General features: G+C 56.7%; 12 protein-coding genes. 9 read left to right on the forward strand and 3 right to left on the reverse strand.

Features of this window, described 5'->3' with window-relative positions; all coding sequences use genetic code 11:
* Window positions 1-79 precede the first annotated feature (79 nt).
* The 3 genes from ACPOL_RS17015 to ACPOL_RS17025 form a co-directional block, all read right to left on the reverse strand.
* Window positions 80-1,843: an MOSC and FAD-binding oxidoreductase domain-containing protein gene (locus ACPOL_RS17015; protein ID WP_114208108.1), complete on the reverse strand. Its 1,764-nt coding sequence runs from the start codon at window positions 1,841-1,843 to the stop codon at window positions 80-82.
* A 365-nt stretch (window positions 1,844-2,208) separates the two neighbouring features.
* Window positions 2,209-3,426 carry an acetyltransferase domain-containing protein gene (locus ACPOL_RS17020; protein WP_114208109.1) on the reverse strand — a complete coding sequence of 406 codons (1,218 nt, stop codon included), beginning with the start codon at window positions 3,424-3,426 and terminating at the stop codon, window positions 2,209-2,211.
* 2 nt (window positions 3,427-3,428) lie between these two features.
* Window positions 3,429-4,319, reverse strand: a complete 891-nt coding sequence (locus tag ACPOL_RS17025; RefSeq protein ID WP_236656841.1) for a DMT family transporter — start codon at window positions 4,317-4,319, stop codon at window positions 3,429-3,431.
* A gap of 84 nt (window positions 4,320-4,403) precedes the next feature.
* Here ACPOL_RS17025 and ACPOL_RS17030 point away from each other — a divergent pair, with 84 nt between their 5' ends.
* The 9 genes from ACPOL_RS17030 to ACPOL_RS17075 all read left to right on the forward strand — a co-directional run bounded on the left by ACPOL_RS17030 (window position 4,404) and on the right by ACPOL_RS17075 (window position 18,097).
* Window positions 4,404-5,309: a LysR family transcriptional regulator gene (locus ACPOL_RS17030; RefSeq protein WP_114208111.1), complete on the forward strand. Its 906-nt coding sequence runs from the start codon at window positions 4,404-4,406 to the stop codon at window positions 5,307-5,309.
* A 269-nt stretch (window positions 5,310-5,578) separates the two neighbouring features.
* Window positions 5,579-7,699, forward strand: a complete 2,121-nt coding sequence (locus ACPOL_RS17035) for a glycosyltransferase 87 family protein (protein WP_114208112.1) — start codon at window positions 5,579-5,581, stop codon at window positions 7,697-7,699.
* A 301-nt stretch (window positions 7,700-8,000) separates the two neighbouring features.
* Entirely contained in the window at window positions 8,001-9,524 is a 1,524-nt protein-coding gene (locus ACPOL_RS17040) for a B12-binding domain-containing radical SAM protein (RefSeq protein WP_114208113.1), read from the forward strand.
* The gene (locus ACPOL_RS17045; protein ID WP_114208114.1) at window positions 9,518-11,017 is read left to right on the forward strand and encodes a B12-binding domain-containing radical SAM protein; all 1,500 of its coding nucleotides are present in this window, start codon (window positions 9,518-9,520) and stop codon (window positions 11,015-11,017) included. The genes ACPOL_RS17040 and ACPOL_RS17045 overlap by 7 nt, the downstream gene beginning before the upstream one ends.
* Before the next feature lie 246 nt (window positions 11,018-11,263).
* A complete protein-coding gene (locus tag ACPOL_RS17055; protein ID WP_114208116.1) occupies window positions 11,264-12,673 on the forward strand; it encodes a B12-binding domain-containing radical SAM protein in 1,410 nt (469 codons plus the stop codon).
* Window positions 12,670-13,509: a class I SAM-dependent DNA methyltransferase gene (locus ACPOL_RS17060; protein WP_114208117.1), complete on the forward strand. Its 840-nt coding sequence runs from the start codon at window positions 12,670-12,672 to the stop codon at window positions 13,507-13,509. The genes ACPOL_RS17055 and ACPOL_RS17060 overlap by 4 nt, the downstream gene beginning before the upstream one ends.
* Before the next feature lie 145 nt (window positions 13,510-13,654).
* The gene (locus ACPOL_RS17065; protein WP_114208118.1) at window positions 13,655-15,124 is read left to right on the forward strand and encodes a B12-binding domain-containing radical SAM protein; all 1,470 of its coding nucleotides are present in this window, start codon (window positions 13,655-13,657) and stop codon (window positions 15,122-15,124) included.
* Window positions 15,121-17,085, forward strand: a complete 1,965-nt coding sequence (locus ACPOL_RS17070; protein ID WP_114208119.1) for an amidohydrolase family protein — start codon at window positions 15,121-15,123, stop codon at window positions 17,083-17,085. Before ACPOL_RS17065 ends, ACPOL_RS17070 begins: the two co-directional genes overlap by 4 nt.
* Window positions 17,069-18,097, forward strand: a complete 1,029-nt coding sequence (locus ACPOL_RS17075; protein WP_114208120.1) for a radical SAM protein — start codon at window positions 17,069-17,071, stop codon at window positions 18,095-18,097. The genes ACPOL_RS17070 and ACPOL_RS17075 overlap by 17 nt, the downstream gene beginning before the upstream one ends.
* Window positions 18,098-18,656 lie beyond the last annotated feature (559 nt).

Consider the following 18,656-nt stretch of genomic DNA (forward strand, 5'->3'; position numbering starts at 1 on the left):
TGAAAACGGGCTTCCAGGTAAGTTCACCGGGCGATCCGGAAGATCACTCATAACGGCAAACGAAGTGAGTGCCGTTGGACTAAAGATCTAGTTCGACCGCCGTCTGCGGAGTCGAGCAACAAATCAAAACGTTCGCTTCGACAGGTCGATCGAGCGGCTCGGGCGCGTAGCTAATCCGTCCATCGATCAACCCGGACTCGCATGTGTGGCAGACACCTACTCGGCACGCCCACCTAACGGGAACGTCACAGGCTTCCGCCAGTTCGAGAAGACTTCCATACCGCGAGTCCCACGGCACCGTGAGACCGCTGCGTGTAAAGGAAACACCAGGGCCAGCGCCAACGCTTTCGGCCGGCGGATGCGGGGGGACGGATGTGGTGGGCGCGATTCCCGGTGTTATGGCCGATTCAGAGCCGAACACTTCGGAGTGTATATAGGAGTCGTGAATACCCCACGATTTCAAATCCGCGACAAAGTCGCGAAGGAAAGCAGCTGGTCCACAGAGATAGAAGTCCGCCTCCTTCGGGACCTGAAGCTGTTGCAGTGATGAGAGATTCAGGCGTCCGGAGACGTCGTAATCCTTACCTGACTGATCGCCATCTTCCGGCTTGCTATAAGCGACGAAAGAATGACCGTGAGGAAGACCACTGAGAAGGGTTCGCACCTCCGCCACAAATGGGTGCTCCTTGCCATTTCGAGTGCCGTAACACCACCACACTTCTCGCATCGAGTTTGCGGCACTATCCGCGAGCGAGTGAAGCATTGAGAGTACCGGGGTCGCCCCGATACCGGCGCTGAGCAAGACAACAGGTAGGTCGCCCGGAGCGAGCGTGAAGCTGCCTCTCGGCGCGCTCACCTGAAGCAGGTCGCCAGCTCGAATAGAGTCATGAAAGTAGCGGCTCCCTGCGCCAGCAGCCCGCTTCACGCTGATACGATACGTTCCTGTACCACTTGGACCGGACATCGAATAGCTTCGGAGGATTGGATCTGAGTCCTTGTCCAGCTTGAGTTTGAAGATTAAGAATTGACCGGGAAGAGGCGTCGGTAATGGGTTGCGGTCCTCGGATTCTAGAACAAACGAAAGTACGTCGACACTCTCGGGATGTACCGCCGCAACTCGCAGTGTGCGGAACCCGCGCCACATCGGCGGTGTTGTGAAAGATGGGGCTAGTCCCGCATTTCCACCTTGTCCAGGCTTCTCCTCGGCATCGGCCAGCGCTGCTAGCGATCCCTTCCAACCGGCGCTGAGTGATGGAACCCGCAAAGCACGTTGCAGTTGTTCCCGCGTGCGGCCGGGCAGGTAAAGCAGTCCATCGATTTCCTGGACTGTGACATGCTCCGGGCCCTCGGCAACCTTCACGATCTCGTCGCCCGCGCCAATCTCCCCTTCCTCGATGACACGACAATAAAAGCCTGGCCGCTTATGCGAGACCAGGAGCGCTGGCATCTGCGGGTTGTTCATCCGTATGCCGACTCGATAGCAGGTGACGCGCGGCTGCGTCACTTCAAACAGCGCGCCTCCGATCTGGTAGCGATCTCCGATGCACACCTCATCATCGCCAAGACCATCAACTGTCAGGTTTTCGCCGAACTGGCCATACTCGAAGTCGTGGCGCGCGAGGTGTGTCTCCCAGTAGCGATAGGAATCGAGCTGATACACCATCACCGCGCGGTGCTCTCCACCGTGGCCCGCGAGGTCGCCCTGGCCATCACCGTCAAGGTTAAGACGGCGCGCCATCACCCTGCCGGCTACAGGTCGCTTCCAGACAGCGGTGTGGACTACTTTGCCTTGCCATTCAATATCGACTGGAAGGCCGACGTTCACAGAGACAAGCAAGCTCACGGTGCACTTTCTTTCGTATAAAGACTATAGGAATCGCACTTCACCCGGCACAACGTTGCCGCAGGTGCTCTTTCCATTCGAGCTCAATTCTCCATTACGCAATCCGCTCAACCCATTGGCCCGACAGCATGATTCGCAGGCTTGTCAGCAGGCGCTTGCGGCCAATACTACACGGGGCCAAGCGGCGTAGCCAACCTGTCGAGCGCACACATACGCCTGGCTATCTCGCTGTCGCCGGCAAACAGTGACTCGATCAACTCCCTCTTGCCAGGCTCCATCTCCAGTACTCTCCATCGCGGCGGCAGACGTGCGCTTACATCTCACGTTTTGGCGGTTCGTCTACGCGCCGCGGTCCCTGACGGCTCTCACAGATAAGCAAGCCACCAGTCCTTTCGCCGGTCTTTAAGGCGGCTGAACCACCTGCACAACGGGTAGAGCGAGAACACGACAAAGATGTAGATGAGATAGACCACTGGGAGGGAGTAACCCCAGCCAGCGAAATGACTTGTAAATACGACATCCGGAGTGATCCAGAAACGCCAGTTAGGACTGGTAGCGCGCGCTACCAGAAGGGCAAGAGCATGAATGAGGAAGATATGCAGGGTATAGAAGAAGAAGGGCACCCGGCCATACACGTTAAAGAAGGACCTCAGGCGCGGCGCCCAGCCACGCTCGACCGCTGTGTCGAAGAGCGAAAAGAGCAGCAGGACAATTCCAAGCGTAACCAGCAGGTAGTGCAATGAGGGCGGGTATTTCTGGACGGAGAAGAACGACATAACTGTCTGGGCCGGTGTTCCAAGATGATTGAAGCCGGGGCCTGGGTCGCCGTAGCTGTGAGTAAAACGCAGCAGCGCGAATCCTGCGAGACTGAGAGCCCCGATTAAGGCCGCGAGATGCTGCCGCCGCTCAGGTGATAGAGTGACTACCGCGCCAAAACAGTAACCCAGGGCCATGACCCCGACCCAGGGGAGCACCGGGTAGCCGTAAAGCGCGATGGGATGTTCATGGAAGGTAAGTAGTCCACGTTCGTGAAAAATGCGCCACACATCGGACCAGTCACCCAGCTTGCTGGCATGGACAGGATCAAGGAGATTGTGTCCGAAGATCACGGCAATCGCGAAAAGCGCGATCACCGACACTGGGAGCCATTGCAGCGCGGCCAGCGCAATCATGGAGATGCCAATGACCCAGATGACCTGCAGGATCGGCATCCCGAAGCCGAAAGACCATCCGAAGCTGATGACGGTAATCTCGAAAAAGATTAGCCACAGCCCACGGAGGATGAGGGTGCGGGTGAGAATGGCTGCGCTCTTCCGCTGACGCTGGAGGTAAACGCTGGCCCCAGCCAGCAGAATGAAGCCTGGTGCGCAAATGTGTGTTATCCAGCGAGTGATGAAGAGCGCCGTCCAGGAATGGATCGGATCAGTCGGGTCGATCCCTGCACTCGAGAAATAGTCGCGGGTGTGATCGAGCGCCATGATCACCATCAAGAGGCCGCGGAGTACGTCCAGCGACTGGACTCGGTAATTGCGTCCCGAGTGGGCCAGCGTCGGACTTGTATCGACAGCGACAGAAGTATCCATGGCTAATCTGCAGTTGCTTCCACCAACCTGGGCGTGGGACGGGCCGGCCGGTTCATGAGAGCAAGTCCGGCAATCACGACAATAACTCCTCCGTAGGCGAGCGGAGCGACGATCTCATGCGCGACCATACCCCAGAAGATTCCCCAGACCGGCAGCAGGTAGGTGACGGCGGCGACCTGAGTGGCTGAGATATGCGAAAGCAGATTATAGTACAAAAGATACGCGACGCCGCTCCCTGCGAATCCTAGGACAAGAATTGAAAGTATTGGGGCTGGGCTGATTACAGCCGGGTGTGGGCCGACGAGAGCCAACGGAGTAAGCATGAGTGCCGCGAGGGAGAGCTGCGCGGTTGCAAGTCCGAGGGGATTAAGCGCCTTCAGTTTTGTTTTGGCGATGACAGTCGCTATCGCGTAGCCGAGTGCTCCGAGCGCGATGATCAAAATGCCGAACAGCATACTACCGTGTTCTCGCGGCGTGACCTGCGTTGATGGGCGAGAGAATACAACCAGCGCCACCCCGGCAAAGCCAATAATCACGCCAAGGATGACGTGTAGTGATGCACGAGTGCGACTGACGGCTAAAGAAAGCAGCAGCGTCCAGATCGGAGTCGTGGCGTTCACCACCGCGGCCATGCTGCTTGGTACCGTTCGCTCTCCCCAGGCAAAGAAGCTGAAGGGAATGGCATTATTGAAAAGCGCAACCAGAAAAAGCCAAGGGAAGAGCCTGCGGGGCGGTAGTTTATAACCACTCGCCAGCAAAACAATCCAGAGAAGCAATGCGCCTGTGGATGCGCGAAGAAAGCCAACCCAGACCGGCGGAAAGACCGAAGCCGCAATACGGATCATCAGGAAAGAGACTCCCCAGATCGCTGAGAGCAGAATCAACTCCGCCAAATAACGCGTCTTCATAGATAAAGCGTGGCAGTGAATGGCCATCGTGTCCAATGATTGATATGATCATTGCCATCGGAGATTTCGATGGAAGGTCTTCTTGATCTACGCCAAATTCGAACCTTTATCGAAGTAGCGCGGACCCGCAGTTTCACTAAGGCTGCGGCGCAGCTCTACTATGCACAGTCGAGTATTACCGCACAAGTGCAGGCCCTCGAAAAGGACCTTGGGCTTCCTCTCTTCAATCGTCTCGGGCGGCAGGTAGAGCTCACTGAAATGGGGCGTCAATTCCTCGGTCATGCGGAAAAGTTGATATGCGTGGCCGAGGAGGCGCGACTCTCCGTCCAAAAGAACGGCAACATTGTAGGACCATTAGTGGTGAGCGCGGCAGAGAGCCTGTTGACATACAGGCTGCCCGCGCTTCTACAGGGATTTCAGTCGGCATATCCTGACGTGCAATTAATCCTTCACACCGGCGCATCCTGCTCATCGATCGCCCCGCTGGAGGCAGGCGTGGATCTTGGCATCACGATCGATGAGCCGGTAGAGGTGCCGCAGCTTCTGGTGCAGAGGGTTCGCAGCGAGCGCATGTTGACGGTAGTTGCGGCTGAACATGCGTTAAGCAAGCGAAAGGAGATCTCCGCAGTGGAGATTGCCGAGCAGCAGATCTTGTTGACCGAGCATGGGTGCAGTTATCGTGGTCTGTTCGAGCGCACCTTGATGCAGCAGGGTGGACGGGTGAACAAGTTACTGGAGTTCGCCAGCGTGGAAGCTTTAAAGCAGTGCGCAGTAGCGCGAATGGGCGTGGCCGTTCTGCCCGAGATGGTGGTTGCAGAAGAACTCAAGCGAGGCGTGTTGGTTGCACTGCCCTGGCCGCAAAAACGCATGCACGTGTATACACAACTCGTTCGCCACAGGGACAAGTGGTTCTCGCCGGTGATGAGTGCGTTTTGGACGATGGCAACACAGTTGTTACGCGAACCGACCGAATGAGGTCTCATCCATGGCACGCGCCGTGGCGCGGCCCAATCAAAGCGCCACGTTCTGGCGCTTTTTCCATGACTGCTTGCGTACCTGCAGAAAACCCGGATCGCTCCGCCCAGTCGGCGGCGGCCGCACAGCAGCAGTAGCATGCCTAGATCAAAATCCCATGGAAACCAAACCTCATCGCTGAGCACATAGCGGGTACTTTGATAATTGAATGACCATTCGATGACAAACGAGTCGCAATTGCCAATCGCAAGCCCAACTACGATGAAATTATGGATCGATTGCGGGATCGCGGCACTGTCTATTGGGTTGAGCGAAGCACGCTGGTCCTTCTCGTGTTCTACATGTTTGCGCACAGCATACCGCGAGCATGGAGTACTCTGAACACCGACTTTCCGAACTACTACATGACCGCGCGGCTGGCGCATGAGGGATACGACACCAGCCGCATCTATGAGTGGGTTTGGCTGCAGCGCGAGAAGGATCATCGCGCGGTCGACGACAGGATTATTGGACTCATTCCAATTACCCCGTTTTCGACGCTGGTTATGTGGCCTCTGACGGCTCTGCAGCCGCTTGCGGCCAAACATGCCTGGCTGTTGTTGAACCTCGCTCTGCTGGTTCCTCTTGGCTGCATACTACGCTCGATGACTGGATTACGGTATCAGCGCATTGCGCTGGTCTTCTTGCTAAGCTTCCCGCTCCATCGCAATTTCTTGTTTGGACAGTTCTATGTCTTTCTTTTGTTGTTGATCGCATCAGCCTGCTGGGCCTATCTGCGGGAGTTGTATGTGCTGGCTGGCGTGCTAGTAGCGGTTGCCGCGGCCTGCAAGATCTTTCCCGTCCTGTTTTTTGTCTTTTTCCTGCAGCGCAGATCCTGGAGGGCTTTGACTGCGGGAGTGGTCACGGGGCTGGCAACTGCTGGTACGTCGATCGCCGTCTTTGGCTGGAACCTGCATCGCACCTATTTGCATGAGATCCTGCCATGGACACTGCATGGCGAAGGTCTGCCTCCATATGTGACTTCGAGTGCTTCGATCTCCAGCGTGCTGCATTTTCTTTTGCTCCGCGAGCCCCAGTGGAATCCGCATCCTTGGCACAACTCTCCGCTGTGTTACTCACTATTGCAGCCTGTGCTGCAGATGCTTGTGTTAGCTCCGGCAATTCTACTCATTCGTAAGAACGACCGTACTCGGGACCGGATCTTGTTGGAGTGGTCTGCGCTGCTGGTGGCGTCGCTTGCCATCTCCACCATCCCAGCGTCCTACCATTTTGTGCTCATCGCGCTGCCTATGTGCGTACTCATGGCGAGACTGCTGCAAGGCAGGCAGTATCGGTGGGTAGCAATTCTATCAATTGTTTATGTTGGAATCGGTTTTCCCATGCCCAGTCCAAGCAAAACGTTGGGACTTGCGGTCCTGTTCTATGTGCCTCGTCTGTTTCTGATGCTTGCACTTCTATGCGGACACTATCTTCTGCTATGGCGCGACCGTCCGGTTAGAGCTTCTTCGCGGGACTGGACGCACTACGCGTGGGCGGCTTTCATGTGCGCTTCGGTAGTCCTCAATGTGTCGTCCACTCTTCATCGAGAACGGGCCGTCCGGCAGGAGTACGCCTTTCGAGTGCCGTTACAAACGCAAGCGTTTATGCAGGCAGACCCGCAGTCTGCGGGTACCGAGGTTCGTTACATTGCGCTGAACCAGAGCGGGTATCACTTGATGACGGCGGAAGGGGATAAGGCCTGGATTGATCCGTTCTTGAACGACGATCTGTCCTTCAGCGGCAACTCGGCAATCGGTAGCACGCCGCAGGTTTGGATAGAGCGGGCGCTTAGTCCTCGTTCAAAGGTGGTCGATCTGCGGGATCTCTCGCATGTTGTGCTCGACGATGCGCGTGAGCCGATGCTTTCTGCCGACGGCCAGAGCCTTGGCTTTGTACGCGACTACCGCGGCCGAGGGCGGCTCATGGTGCAAAGAGGCTTCAAGTCCAATTCCGCGACCGAAGGCGCGCTCACCGCCGCCTCGCTCAACATCTACGAGGCGTCGTTTCTCTCCGAAAAGGAATACGCATTTTCCGCAGTAGAGAATGGAGGACCTCCGCAGATCTATGTGACCGATGGGGAGCACTCAAACGCGCTGCTCTCGCTTGGAGAATCCCGCTATCCAGCACTGTCCCCCGATGGCCGTTGGATGGCATATAGTCACCTTGAACATGGGGTGTGGAACCTATGGATCCGCGATGAGAGTAGCGGGGCAATACGGCGTGTAGTTGATGTGCCGTGCAATCAGATTCAATCATCATGGGAGAGTGACTCGAAGACGCTGATCTACGGCACCGACTGCGGCCGCAGCCTGTGGTTCACAGCCGTCGCCCGGCGGCGCGTCATCCCTTGAATGGTAAGTCATAGGGCAGGAATGGGCGTTCAAATCGAGAGCGATCGGGGCTTCACAAAGGGAAGGTAATTCATTCGCCACATTGAGACGGCGGCTGCAAGATCGCTGCGGAAGGCGTAGAAGTGATTGCCCGTTCCACCGCTGCTATTGTCTCCCGCCGCTCAATGAACCTCTCATTTTTTGGAGCTCCTTGCCGATCCAGCCAGCGATCGACACAATCCGATGACAATCTTGTGACGGTAGCTTGACACCCCGCGGCGCCCCGCGAGGCAATCTCTTAGTGAGGGTGTGCTGACTACAAATGCCGAAATCTACTAGTCCATCTAAGAAGGTGGTGTTTTTCTTTCCATCGTTTGCGAGTTCTGAGGCGACAGCCCCACTCGGTGTTTTGGCCGTAGCCACACCCCTGATCCGGGCCGGATATCAGATTACCCTTATCGATTCGACGATCACGCCAGACTACAAGAAACGGGTGCTTCAAGAGGTCCGGGATGCCGTTTGCCTCGGCATCTCGCTTGTCACCGGACCTATGATTCGGGAGACAGTTGAGATTGCGCGAGCAGTCAAAGAGTGGAATCCGGACTTCCCCATCATCCTCGGCGGATGGCATCCATCCCTGCTTCCCGACCAGACACTGCAAGCCGATTGCGTCGATTACATCGTGCGCGGACAGGGTGAAGATGCGCTGCTCGAATTGGTCCAGCATCTCGAAACGAAGGCCGCGCCGGATCTCATCCCGGGCATCGGCTTCAAGCGCGGCGGCAAGCTCATCCTTACTCCGGAACGGCCACTTAAGCCTTTGGTAGACATGCCTCCAAAGGCGTATCACATAGCAGACTTCGATGCCTATGAGCGTGGTTGCGGCAAAAGGTGGGCCATGTACACCTCCAGCCTGGCATGCCCGTTTAACTGTGCGTATTGCACCAACGCAGGCGTCTATGGACGCAAGTGGAACGCTTTGCCGCCCGAGCAGTTCGTTGAAGAGACCGTCGATCTAACGAGGCGATATCGTCTCGAAATGCTCTGGGTGGTCGACGACAACTTCATGGTCGATCTCGACCGCGCCCGCGGCATCGCGGAAGGGCTAGTGCGCGCAGGGTCGCAGTTCAAATGGAGCATACAGGCGACAACCAACATGGTCGCGCGGCTCACGCCAGAGGATCTCAAGCTGATGCGGCGTGCGGGCCTTCACCAGATATGCCAGGGTGTCGACTCAGGATCTCCCAAGATTCTGCAGTTGATGAACAAGACCTTTCAGGATTTCGATCAGATCTACGAGAGCGCCGCTCGCTGCCTCGCCGCCGATATACGGCCGTCTTTCAATATCATCTTTGCATTCCCTGGTGAAGGCCCGAAGGAACGCAGGGAGACAGTCAGCTTCATGATGGACGTCTGCCGGCGCTTTCCTGGAGCCGAATTCTGGACCAACATTTTCACTCCATATCCTGGCTCGCCCATCTTCCAGAAATGCGCCGAATTGGGCATTGAGCCACCTAAGAGCCTTGAGGGCTGGGCCGACTTCTTTCCTCGTTATACACAGCTTCCTTGGCTGAAGGGGCGTGACCATGAAGAGCTGCAGGTCACGCGCGATTACCTTCGCATCGCCTTCGACAGGATTCCCATTGCGACCGATACCCGCGGTCCGATTACCAGAATCGTTCAGAAGTCGATCTCGTTGCCGGCCCGCTGGCGTCTGGACCACGATGTTTACAGGTATCCCGTCGAGATATGGCTTAACAATAAGCTGAAGAAGCGGATGGCTTCGAGCAAGCCCGCGGTTGACGCCAAGAGGCTGGCCAACACACCAGCGGAGGCAGCTTGCTGACACGAGGCAAGGTAGTACTCTTCTACCCGCCATACGACGGACCTCCGCTTGGCGCCCCACTCTCGTTGTTGTCGTTGGCGGGCACGCTCCGCGCAGCCAACTTCGACGTCGTGCTGATCGACGCTGCGATTGAGCCGCGATATCTGGAGCGCATCGCCGAGGAGTGCCAGTCGGCGCTCTGCATCGGCATCTCCGTTCTCACGGGTCCCATGATCCGTGGAGCCATCGACGCGGCCTCCTTTGTCAAGAGCCACGCTCGTGGAGTCTGCATCGTCTTTGGTGGATGGCACCCCACGCTCTGTCCCGAGTCGACTCTGCGTGAGCCGTACGTGGATGTTGTGGTGCGCGGACAAGGGGAGATTACTATAGTTGAACTCGCCACCGCACTCGCTGCCCAGCAGCCCCTGGACCTGATCGCGGGTATCTCCTGGAAGAAGCAGGGGCGCCTCATACAGAACTTCGAACGGCGCGTTCAGCCCGTCGACACGTTTCCTCCCCCTGCCTACGACCTGACCGACTTCGATGCATATGAGCGGGTCGCGGGCAAGCGCGAGTTGGCCTACGCGACGAGCATTGGTTGTCCCTATGCCTGTAACTATTGCACCGATATGGTGGTGTACAAACGCCGTTTTAACGCGTACTCGGCCGAACATGTGGTCGCTGAGCTCGTTAACCTCGTTGAGCGCTATCGCGTTACCAACGTAGCCCTTCTCGACTCGAACTTTCCCGTCGATTTGAAGCGGGCAATCGCCATTGCCAGAGGCATACGCGACTCCGGCGTGAAGTTCACCTGGACCTTCCAGGCATCCACAGACTTCATCTGCCGCATGAGCCAGGAAGAGGTTCAGTTGCTGGCCGACAGCGGCGTAAGCTACATGGGCTTCGGCACCGAATCGACGTCACCGGCGGTTTTGAAGATGATGAACAAGCGCCACCAGCGCGTCGACGAGATGTATGAGACTGCACGCAAAGCTAACCTCGCCGGTATCCGCGTCACCTTCAACCTGATCCTTGGCTATCCGGGTGAAACCGAGGCCGACAGGCTCATCACCTTCAGGACCATGAGCGACATCGGCCGCCAGTTCAGCAATGTTCGCTTCTCTCCGAACATCTTCACACCCTACCCCGGTATTCCGATCTGGCCTCAGCTTCGGGAACTCGGTGTTGTCGAACCGCAGACGCTTGAGGAATGGATGACGATGCCACTCGGAGCCAACCTGTTGCGTTGGCTGAAAGGCCGCGAGCTGGCGCGTCTCGATCGGATGCTCGCTTATTTCCTATTGCTGAATCAGATTCGACGCTCGCAGAAGACTTCGCTCATTCGAAAGCTTACCAGCCTCCTTGTCCAGGCCTCAATTCGATGGCGTCTGGACTCCAGCTTCCTTTCTTTTCCTTGGGAGATGTGGGTCGCGCAACTCACCGAGCACATCGTTAAGCGCCGTTCTCTTGTCACGGGCCAGGCATTGCCCGCGGAGCAAACAAATGTTTGCTGAAATATTTTCCCGCGGAGGTTGGCCAATGACTGAGTTACAGCTGACTCACTCATACCACTTACCCTGCAATGGGCCTGACGAGAACTTCTATGAGGAAGACCTCAGCTTTGACGTCGAGAGATGGCTCGAGATGGAGCTTCTGTACCCAAATAGAAATCTACGCTCTCTGACGCCAGGGTTTTCTCACAGTAGCATGCAAAACGCGCTTGGGACGCTTGAAGAGACCGCGGGGAGGAAAAGATTCTAATGCCATCTCTGCTGCTTACACACGGTTACTTTCTCTACGAAGACCCCAAAGAGGTGCAGATCATGAAGCCGTATGCGCCTCTTGGAATTCTCTATCTCTGCTCCCACTTGCGCCAGCAGGGTTTTGACGTGGAGGTCTTTGATACGACTTTTTCAAGCCGTGAGTCCCTCTTCAATCACTTGCAGAGTGAGAAGCCATCCGTGCTTGGAATCTACGCAAATCTGATGACACGCGGCAACGTGGTAGAAATTATCCGCGTCGCTCGCGAAGCCGGCTGGCGCGTCATCGTTGGTGGGCCCGAGCCCGGTGCATATGCGCAGGAGTTTCTGGAGTCAGGCGCAGAATTTGTCGTCTTTGGTGAAGGCGAGTCCACGATGCAAGAGCTACTGACAGCCCTGCGCGATGGCTCTGACAAGTCCGGCGGGGATTGGAAGTCAAAGATCGCTGGTACAGCGTATCTCGATGAAGAAGGGATCTTTCATCAGAATCCGCCGCGTACGCAAATCGCTGATCTTGACGCCCAACCGTGGCCTGCCCGTCAGGCCATCGACCTGCATCGCTACGTCGATACATGGCGAACTCACCATCGACAAGGCTCAGTCAACTTTATTACCGCGCGCGGGTGCCCTTATAAATGTCGCTGGTGCAGCCATCAAGTCTATGGCCAGACACATCGTCGTCGCAATCCCATCAAGGTTGTCGATGAGCTGGAGTGGCTGTTGACCGAGTACACGCCGGACATCGCCTGGGTGTCTGACGATGTATTCACCATCAACCATGACTGGATCCGCAAGTATGCCGCGGAGATGCGCCGGCGTAGCCTGCACATCCCGTTCGAGTGCATCTCGCGCGCGGACCGGCTCAACGAAGAGATGCTGGACCTGCTCGCTGAACTCGGTTGCTTCCGTATCTGGATCGGCTCAGAGAGTGGTTCGCAGCGATTGCTCGATTCCATGGATCGCGGTGTGAAGGTAGAGCAAGTACAGCGAGCTGTCGAGATGAGCCGCGCGCGGAAGATCGAAAGCGGGATGTTTCTGATGTGGGGATACGAAGGAGAGGAGATGGAAGACATTGAGGCCACCGTCCGTCATGTCAGCAAGGCCAAGCCTGACATCTTCTTCACCACTGTCTCCTATCCGATTAAAGGCACTCCTTACTATCAGCAGGTGCAGAGCAAGCTGGTCCAGCTGAAGCCCTGGGCCCAGACCTCTGATCGCGAGATCAAGATCGCCGGGCGTCATTCGCGGGCTTATTACGCGCATGCCGATAGACTCCTGCGCGATGAAGTGCAATTGGCAAAGCTGCGAGAGAGCGGTGCCGGTAACTCCGCACTTCTCCAGGAGCTCGAGGTGAACATCCGGGCCTCCCGGGAAGGTCTGCTCGCCACCCAGAGCGAGGTGGAAGCATGAGCGCGGAAAGCACGGCTTTTCCGCTCGCGGATTATCCCAGAACTGCCAGCGGCTCAGCCTTCGACCGGATCGCAGAGGACTACGATCAAATATTTACTGACTCTCTGATTGGACGAGCGCAACGTGATTCGGTGTGGAAGGTGCTCACCAAGACCTTCCGAGAGCACGATCACGTTCTCGAGCTCAATTGTGGCACTGGCGAAGATGCCATCTTCCTGGCCGGCAAAGGCATTTCCGTCTTTGCCTGTGATGCTTCCAGACAAATGATCGCAAGGGCCGAGCAGCGCCTCCGGCACATTTCATCTCAGCTGCCCGCGGTCTTCTGTGAATTACCGATAGAGCGACTTAGAGAACTTCAGCCAAAGACCCAATTCGATGGCGCCTTTTCGAACTTCTCCGGGTTGAACTGCGTTGCCGATCTCAGCGAGGTCGCAAGCTCGCTGTCGCATTTAGTCAAACGCGATGGGCGACTGGTTCTATGCTTTTCGACACGCTTCTGTCTCATTGAAATCTTGCACTACCTCGTTCTCGGACAGTGGCGCAAAGCGTTCAGACGTTGCAAAGGCCACACCCGGGTGACGCTCGACGATGTGCAGTTCACGGTTTACTATCCCACCATTCGTCAGATACGCCGATCGTTTGCGCCCTATTTTAGTCTCTACTCCTATACCGGAGTTGGTGTGGCTGTGCCGCCGTCATATCTTGAACGATGGGCTCGCCGGCATCCTGACGTCTTTCGCTTTCTCCGCCGCCTAGAAGGACTTGTTGCGCGCCTGCCAATTCTCCGGAGCACGGGCGACCACGTGCTGCTCTGCTTCGAGAGGGTATCCGGATGACCATGACAATGCACATGCCTGACCAAATCTCCAGCCTTGGACGTCTCACTCCAAGTCGCCGGCATCATTCACAAAACGTATTTGCATTTGAACGGAACTATGTAAGCCGAGTTTACGGAGTTAGCTGTGCCGGGCAGGTGAGCGCGTGATCATCCTCTATCATCCGCGTGCTACCCGGCCTCGCAGCCGACGGTTGCCGCTTGCCGTCCTCGCTCTTGCTGCCGCGCTCGAAGGCAAGGAGCAATACGAGATCGTCGACGGGAATCTTGAAGACGATCCGACCGCCCGCATTCTGGAACTGATCGCGCGGCATAAGATTGAGCTGCTGGGGGTCTCCGCAATGCCCGGTCCGCAGATGGTGGCGGCCATGGAGACCTCTCGAGAGATTCGCCGTCTTCACCCGCACGTCCCTATCTGCTGGGGCGGCTACTTCCCATCTATCTACCCGGATGCTGCGCTGAATGCACGCTACGTGGACTTTGTTGTTCGCGGACAGGGTGAGGATACTCTGTTGGAACTCCTTGACGCGCTACGAGGGAATCGATCGCTTGATTCCGTAAAGGGTCTTTCCTACAAAGATATGTTCGGACTGCGCCACGACAATGGGGAGCGGCCAATGAAAGGACCAGATGAGTTTCCATGGTCGCCGTTTCACCGTCTGCCCGTCGAAAAATACCTAGGTCCATCCTTCTTCGGAAAGCGCACTGCCGTTCATCATGCGAGCATTGGTTGTCCGTTCAACTGTAGCTTCTGTGGTGTTCATGCGGCTTATGGCAATAAAGAGAAGATGGAGTCCCCGGAGCGCACAGTCGCCATCTTGACTCATCTCGTCGAGTGCTACGGAGCAGACTCGGTTCAGTTCTACGACATGAATTTTTTCCTGCGCGAGGATCACGCTCGAGAGCTCTGTGATCGCATGGCGCACTTGAATCTCCGTTGGTGGTGCGAAGCCCGCGTCGACATCATGTCCCGCTACTCGGACGAAACCTTTGCGGCGATCAAGCGGGCTGGCTGCGCGATGATATTTTTCGGTGCGGAATCCGGATCCGACTGGGTTCTCGAGGAGATGCAAAAAGGCATCACTACCCAACAGACCCTCGAGATTGCCCGGCGAACCCGCCAGTTCGGCATCATTCCGGAATTCTCCTTTGTCATTGGCAATCCTAATGATCCGGATCGAGATACACGCGAGACACTGCGCTTCATTCGCAAGATTAAACGCATCAATCCGGATTCAGAGATCATCATCCAGCACTACACGCCTACACCTCAGCCACACGACGCGGGTGGCGAGATGTATGGCAAGATTGAGGTCCCGTTTCCAGATTCACCGGCCGGATGGGCAGCCAAGGAGTGGATGAACTTTACCCTTCGCATCGACACCAATGCTCCATGGCTCAAGCGGCGCACCAAGAAGCTCATCGACAACTTTGAGATTGTCGTTGGTTCGCGTTGGCCGACGGTTCAGGATATCCGGGCTCCGCGCTGGAGCCGCATCTTCCTGCAGGTTCTCAGTGCGTGGCGCTACGCCTTGCATTTCTACAACTTTCCTTTTGAGCTTCATCTTGCAAACCAGTTCATCTCTCTGCGAAAGCCTAAGCGGGAGAGCCTATGAGTACAGGCGCTGGAGCGACGATGGCCTCTTCGATTCAAAGCGGGCCCGGTGTCTTCGATCGTTGGGCAGAGGTCTATGACGCGCAATCGAACCCGCTGCTGAAGCTTGAAGAGCGCTGCACCCTTCCGCTCTTGCCACCTCTCGGTGGGCAGGATGTGCTGGATGTCGGCTGCGGAACCGGGCGCTGGCTAACCAGGCTCGAAGCACTCGGACCTGCTTCGCTCAAGGGCATCGATTGTTCGGCGACTATGCTGCAGCGCGCGCGCGAAAAAGTCCATCCGACTACAACCCTCGAGCTCAATGAGAACTCCGCGCTACCGGAAGACGATGCCTTGAGGAGCATTGTTCTGGCTTCTTTTGTGCTCAGCTATGTCGACGATCTGCAGCAATTCGCACGCGAATGCGCTCGCATCCTCCGACCTCATGGATGGCTGCTTATCTCCGACATGCATCCGGCGACAGCAGTGGAGCGAGGCTGGACACGAAGCTTTCATGCCGATGGGGAGAGGATTGAGATCGCAGCTCATTCCCGATCCATCGATGAGATCGTTTCCGTCTTTCAGCTTCATGGCTTCGAGCTTGAAGACCTTATTGAACCACCATTTGCAGCGCCCGAGCGGGCTGTCTTTGAAGATGCAGGAAAGTTTGCGGACTTTGAAGAACTTTCTGGAGTAGCTGCGATCTATATTGCGAAGTTGCAGAAGCGTGAACCACGTCCGGCAGGGACCCCTGCTCCCGGGAGCCGCACACTCCAGCTTGTCAATGCGCGGGTCGCCACTGGTCCGCTGGGATGGAGAGATGGATCCGTTCTTATCGAGGAGGGTCGGATTGGGTCCCTCAGTCAAGGAGCCGAGGGCTCGGCGGCGACTCTCAATCTGGAGGGTTATGTCCTTCTTCCTGGCCTGATTAATGCGCACGAACATCTCGAGTTTGGATTGTTTCCCAGAGTTGGACGTCCAACAGGCCGCCCTCCATACCAGAGCTCTTCCGAGTGGGCACACGAGATCCATGAGGTCCACGCCGGCCCCATTGAACTCTACAGGCAAATTCCGAAGTCCGATCACCTATGGTGGGGAGCAATACGCAATCTTTTGTGCGGCGTCACAACGGTTTGCCATCACAATCCACTTCACGAGGAACTTGCTCAACCCGATTTTCCGGTGCGGGTTCTCTCGCGCTTCGGCTGGTCGCACTCGCTCGCATTCGACCCGGATCTGGCTGCGAAGTTTCATGACACTCCGACGGATCACCCGTTCATCCTCCACGCGGCTGAGGGTCTTGATGAAGAAAGCAGGAAGGAAATTTACCGCCTCGACCATATGGAGGTGCTCGATGAACGCACCGTTCTCGTTCATGGGCTTGCATGCACGACCGACGAAATAGCGCTAATCAACCAGCGAGGAACTTCGCTGGTCATCTGTCCGACGTCGAATCTCTTTCTCTTTGCAAAGACCATTCCGGCCAGCCTGCTCACTTCCATCGATCGAGTGGCGCTAGGCAGCGACTCACCAATTACCGCGGCAGGCGACCTGCTGGACGAGATTCACTATCTCTCAGCAGAAATGGGCCTCGATCCAAAGCCGATTTACAACATGGTCACCACCGGTCCCGCTGACATCTTTCATTTGGCGGACGGCCAAGGACGGATTGTGGAATCTGGAGTGGCTGATCTCATTGCGATTCCTGACCGGGATCACACGCCCGCCGCCGCGCTGTCGGAACTCTCCTTCCGCGACGTGCAACTGGTGCTACTCGCAGGTCGAGTTCAGATGGCGTCTGCTGAAATGTACGAGCGCTTGACCTCCAACCTCCGCTCGGGTCTGGAATTGATTGAGGTTGCGGGTCTTCAACGCTGGATTCGATCTCCCCTGCAGGACCTCATCACCGCTGCGGAGCGAGTGCTCGGCGAGAACAACCTCTGGCTTGCCGGAAGGGAAGTGCGATATGCCGGTACTGTATGAAATTCAGCCAGCTCAATCAGCGCATCTGGAAGGATCGCGGATCACCGAGCTTCCCATCCTGCTGCTGAATATCCATAGTCAGTGCAATTGCCGCTGTGTGATGTGTGATATCTGGAAGCGAAAAGATGGCCGCGAGTTCCATGCCGCCGATCTCGAGCGCCATCGGGATTCAATCCGAAGACTAGGCGTCAGACAGATTGTGCTCACCGGTGGTGAGCCACTGCTCAATCGTGAGTTGGAGGCAATATGCACATTTTTTCGCGATCTTGGCCTTCACCTCACCTTACTCACTACCGGACTTCTGCTGCAGAAGAAAGCGGCCATCGTTGCAGCGGGCTTTGACGACATCATCATTTCGATCGACGGTCCGCCCGAGATCCATGACCGCATCCGCAATGTTTCCGGCGCTTTTAGGGTCATCCAGAAGGGTATCCTAGCAGTGCGCGCGCTCCGCCCCGAGATGCCGATCTCGTGCCGAACTACCGTGCAGAAGCTGAACTATGCACATTTGCGAGCGACGGTCTCCGCCGCCAGGTCACTTGGGCTCAACAGTATCTCCTTCCTGGCTGCGGACGTCTCGTCGGCTGCTTTTAACCGAGAGGAGCCCTGGGCGCTGGAACGCCAGGAGGAGGTTGCGCTCAGTCGAGCCGAGCTGATGAAGCTCGAGGACGAGATCGAACTACTGATCGAGACCTACCAAGAAGACATCAAAAGCGGCTTTGTTACGGAGAGTCAGGCGAAGCTCCGGAGGATCGCAAATCGCTTTCGGGAACGGATTGACGGTTCACCGACGAAAGCCCCAATCTGCAACGCCCCATGGGTCTCTGCCGTAATGGAGGTGGACGGGAGTGTACGCCCGTGCTTCTTTCATCCCTCAGTCGGCAATGCCCATCAACTCCCACTGGAAGAGGCGATCAACACCGATGCTGCCCTCTCTTTTCGAAGCCGCCTGAAGGTTGCCAGCAATCCAACCTGCCAGCGTTGCGTCTGCTCCCTGAACTACGCTCGATGAGTGGAGGTCGGAAGGCCGGCGATGCGCTGTTCGGCGCCGGTTGACGCCGGATGATTGAGGAAGTACCCATGCGAGACTCGTCGTTCAACGGCGACGCCATCATTTAACGACCTCACACTTCCTCACGGACCTTTAGATGGTACGGGCCACTTGGATGGAACGGCCACTGATTTCCCATAAGTACAACCTTTGTGGGATTGCCGAGTTAGACGCACACGCTCATATTCTCTTCAGCGCGATGCGCCCGGCCCCAGCTAAGAGTTCTGATAGCCGCTCAAAGATACGGCAAGCGCCAAGTACCGTCAACGGTTGGCGCTGAAGACATAAGGACTGCCATGAACGTCCGCATACCTCTTTCGCTCTGCGTTGTCTAGCTACTTGCTTCCCCCTCATCCTGACCTCCAGCTGGGGCCGCCTGTTAAGACCCCTCCCATCCGCCTCGCTCCGCACCTGCAAGCGATGGAGCTTGGCTGGTCGCCATGGCTCTACTTGGGCAAGGCCGATGACGGCCCTGGGGTTAACTGCGGCATGCGGAATTGCGCTCAGCCACTCGATCGCG

The organism is Acidisarcina polymorpha (assembly GCF_003330725.1).
GTDB lineage: Bacteria > Acidobacteriota > Terriglobia > Terriglobales > Acidobacteriaceae > Acidisarcina > Acidisarcina polymorpha.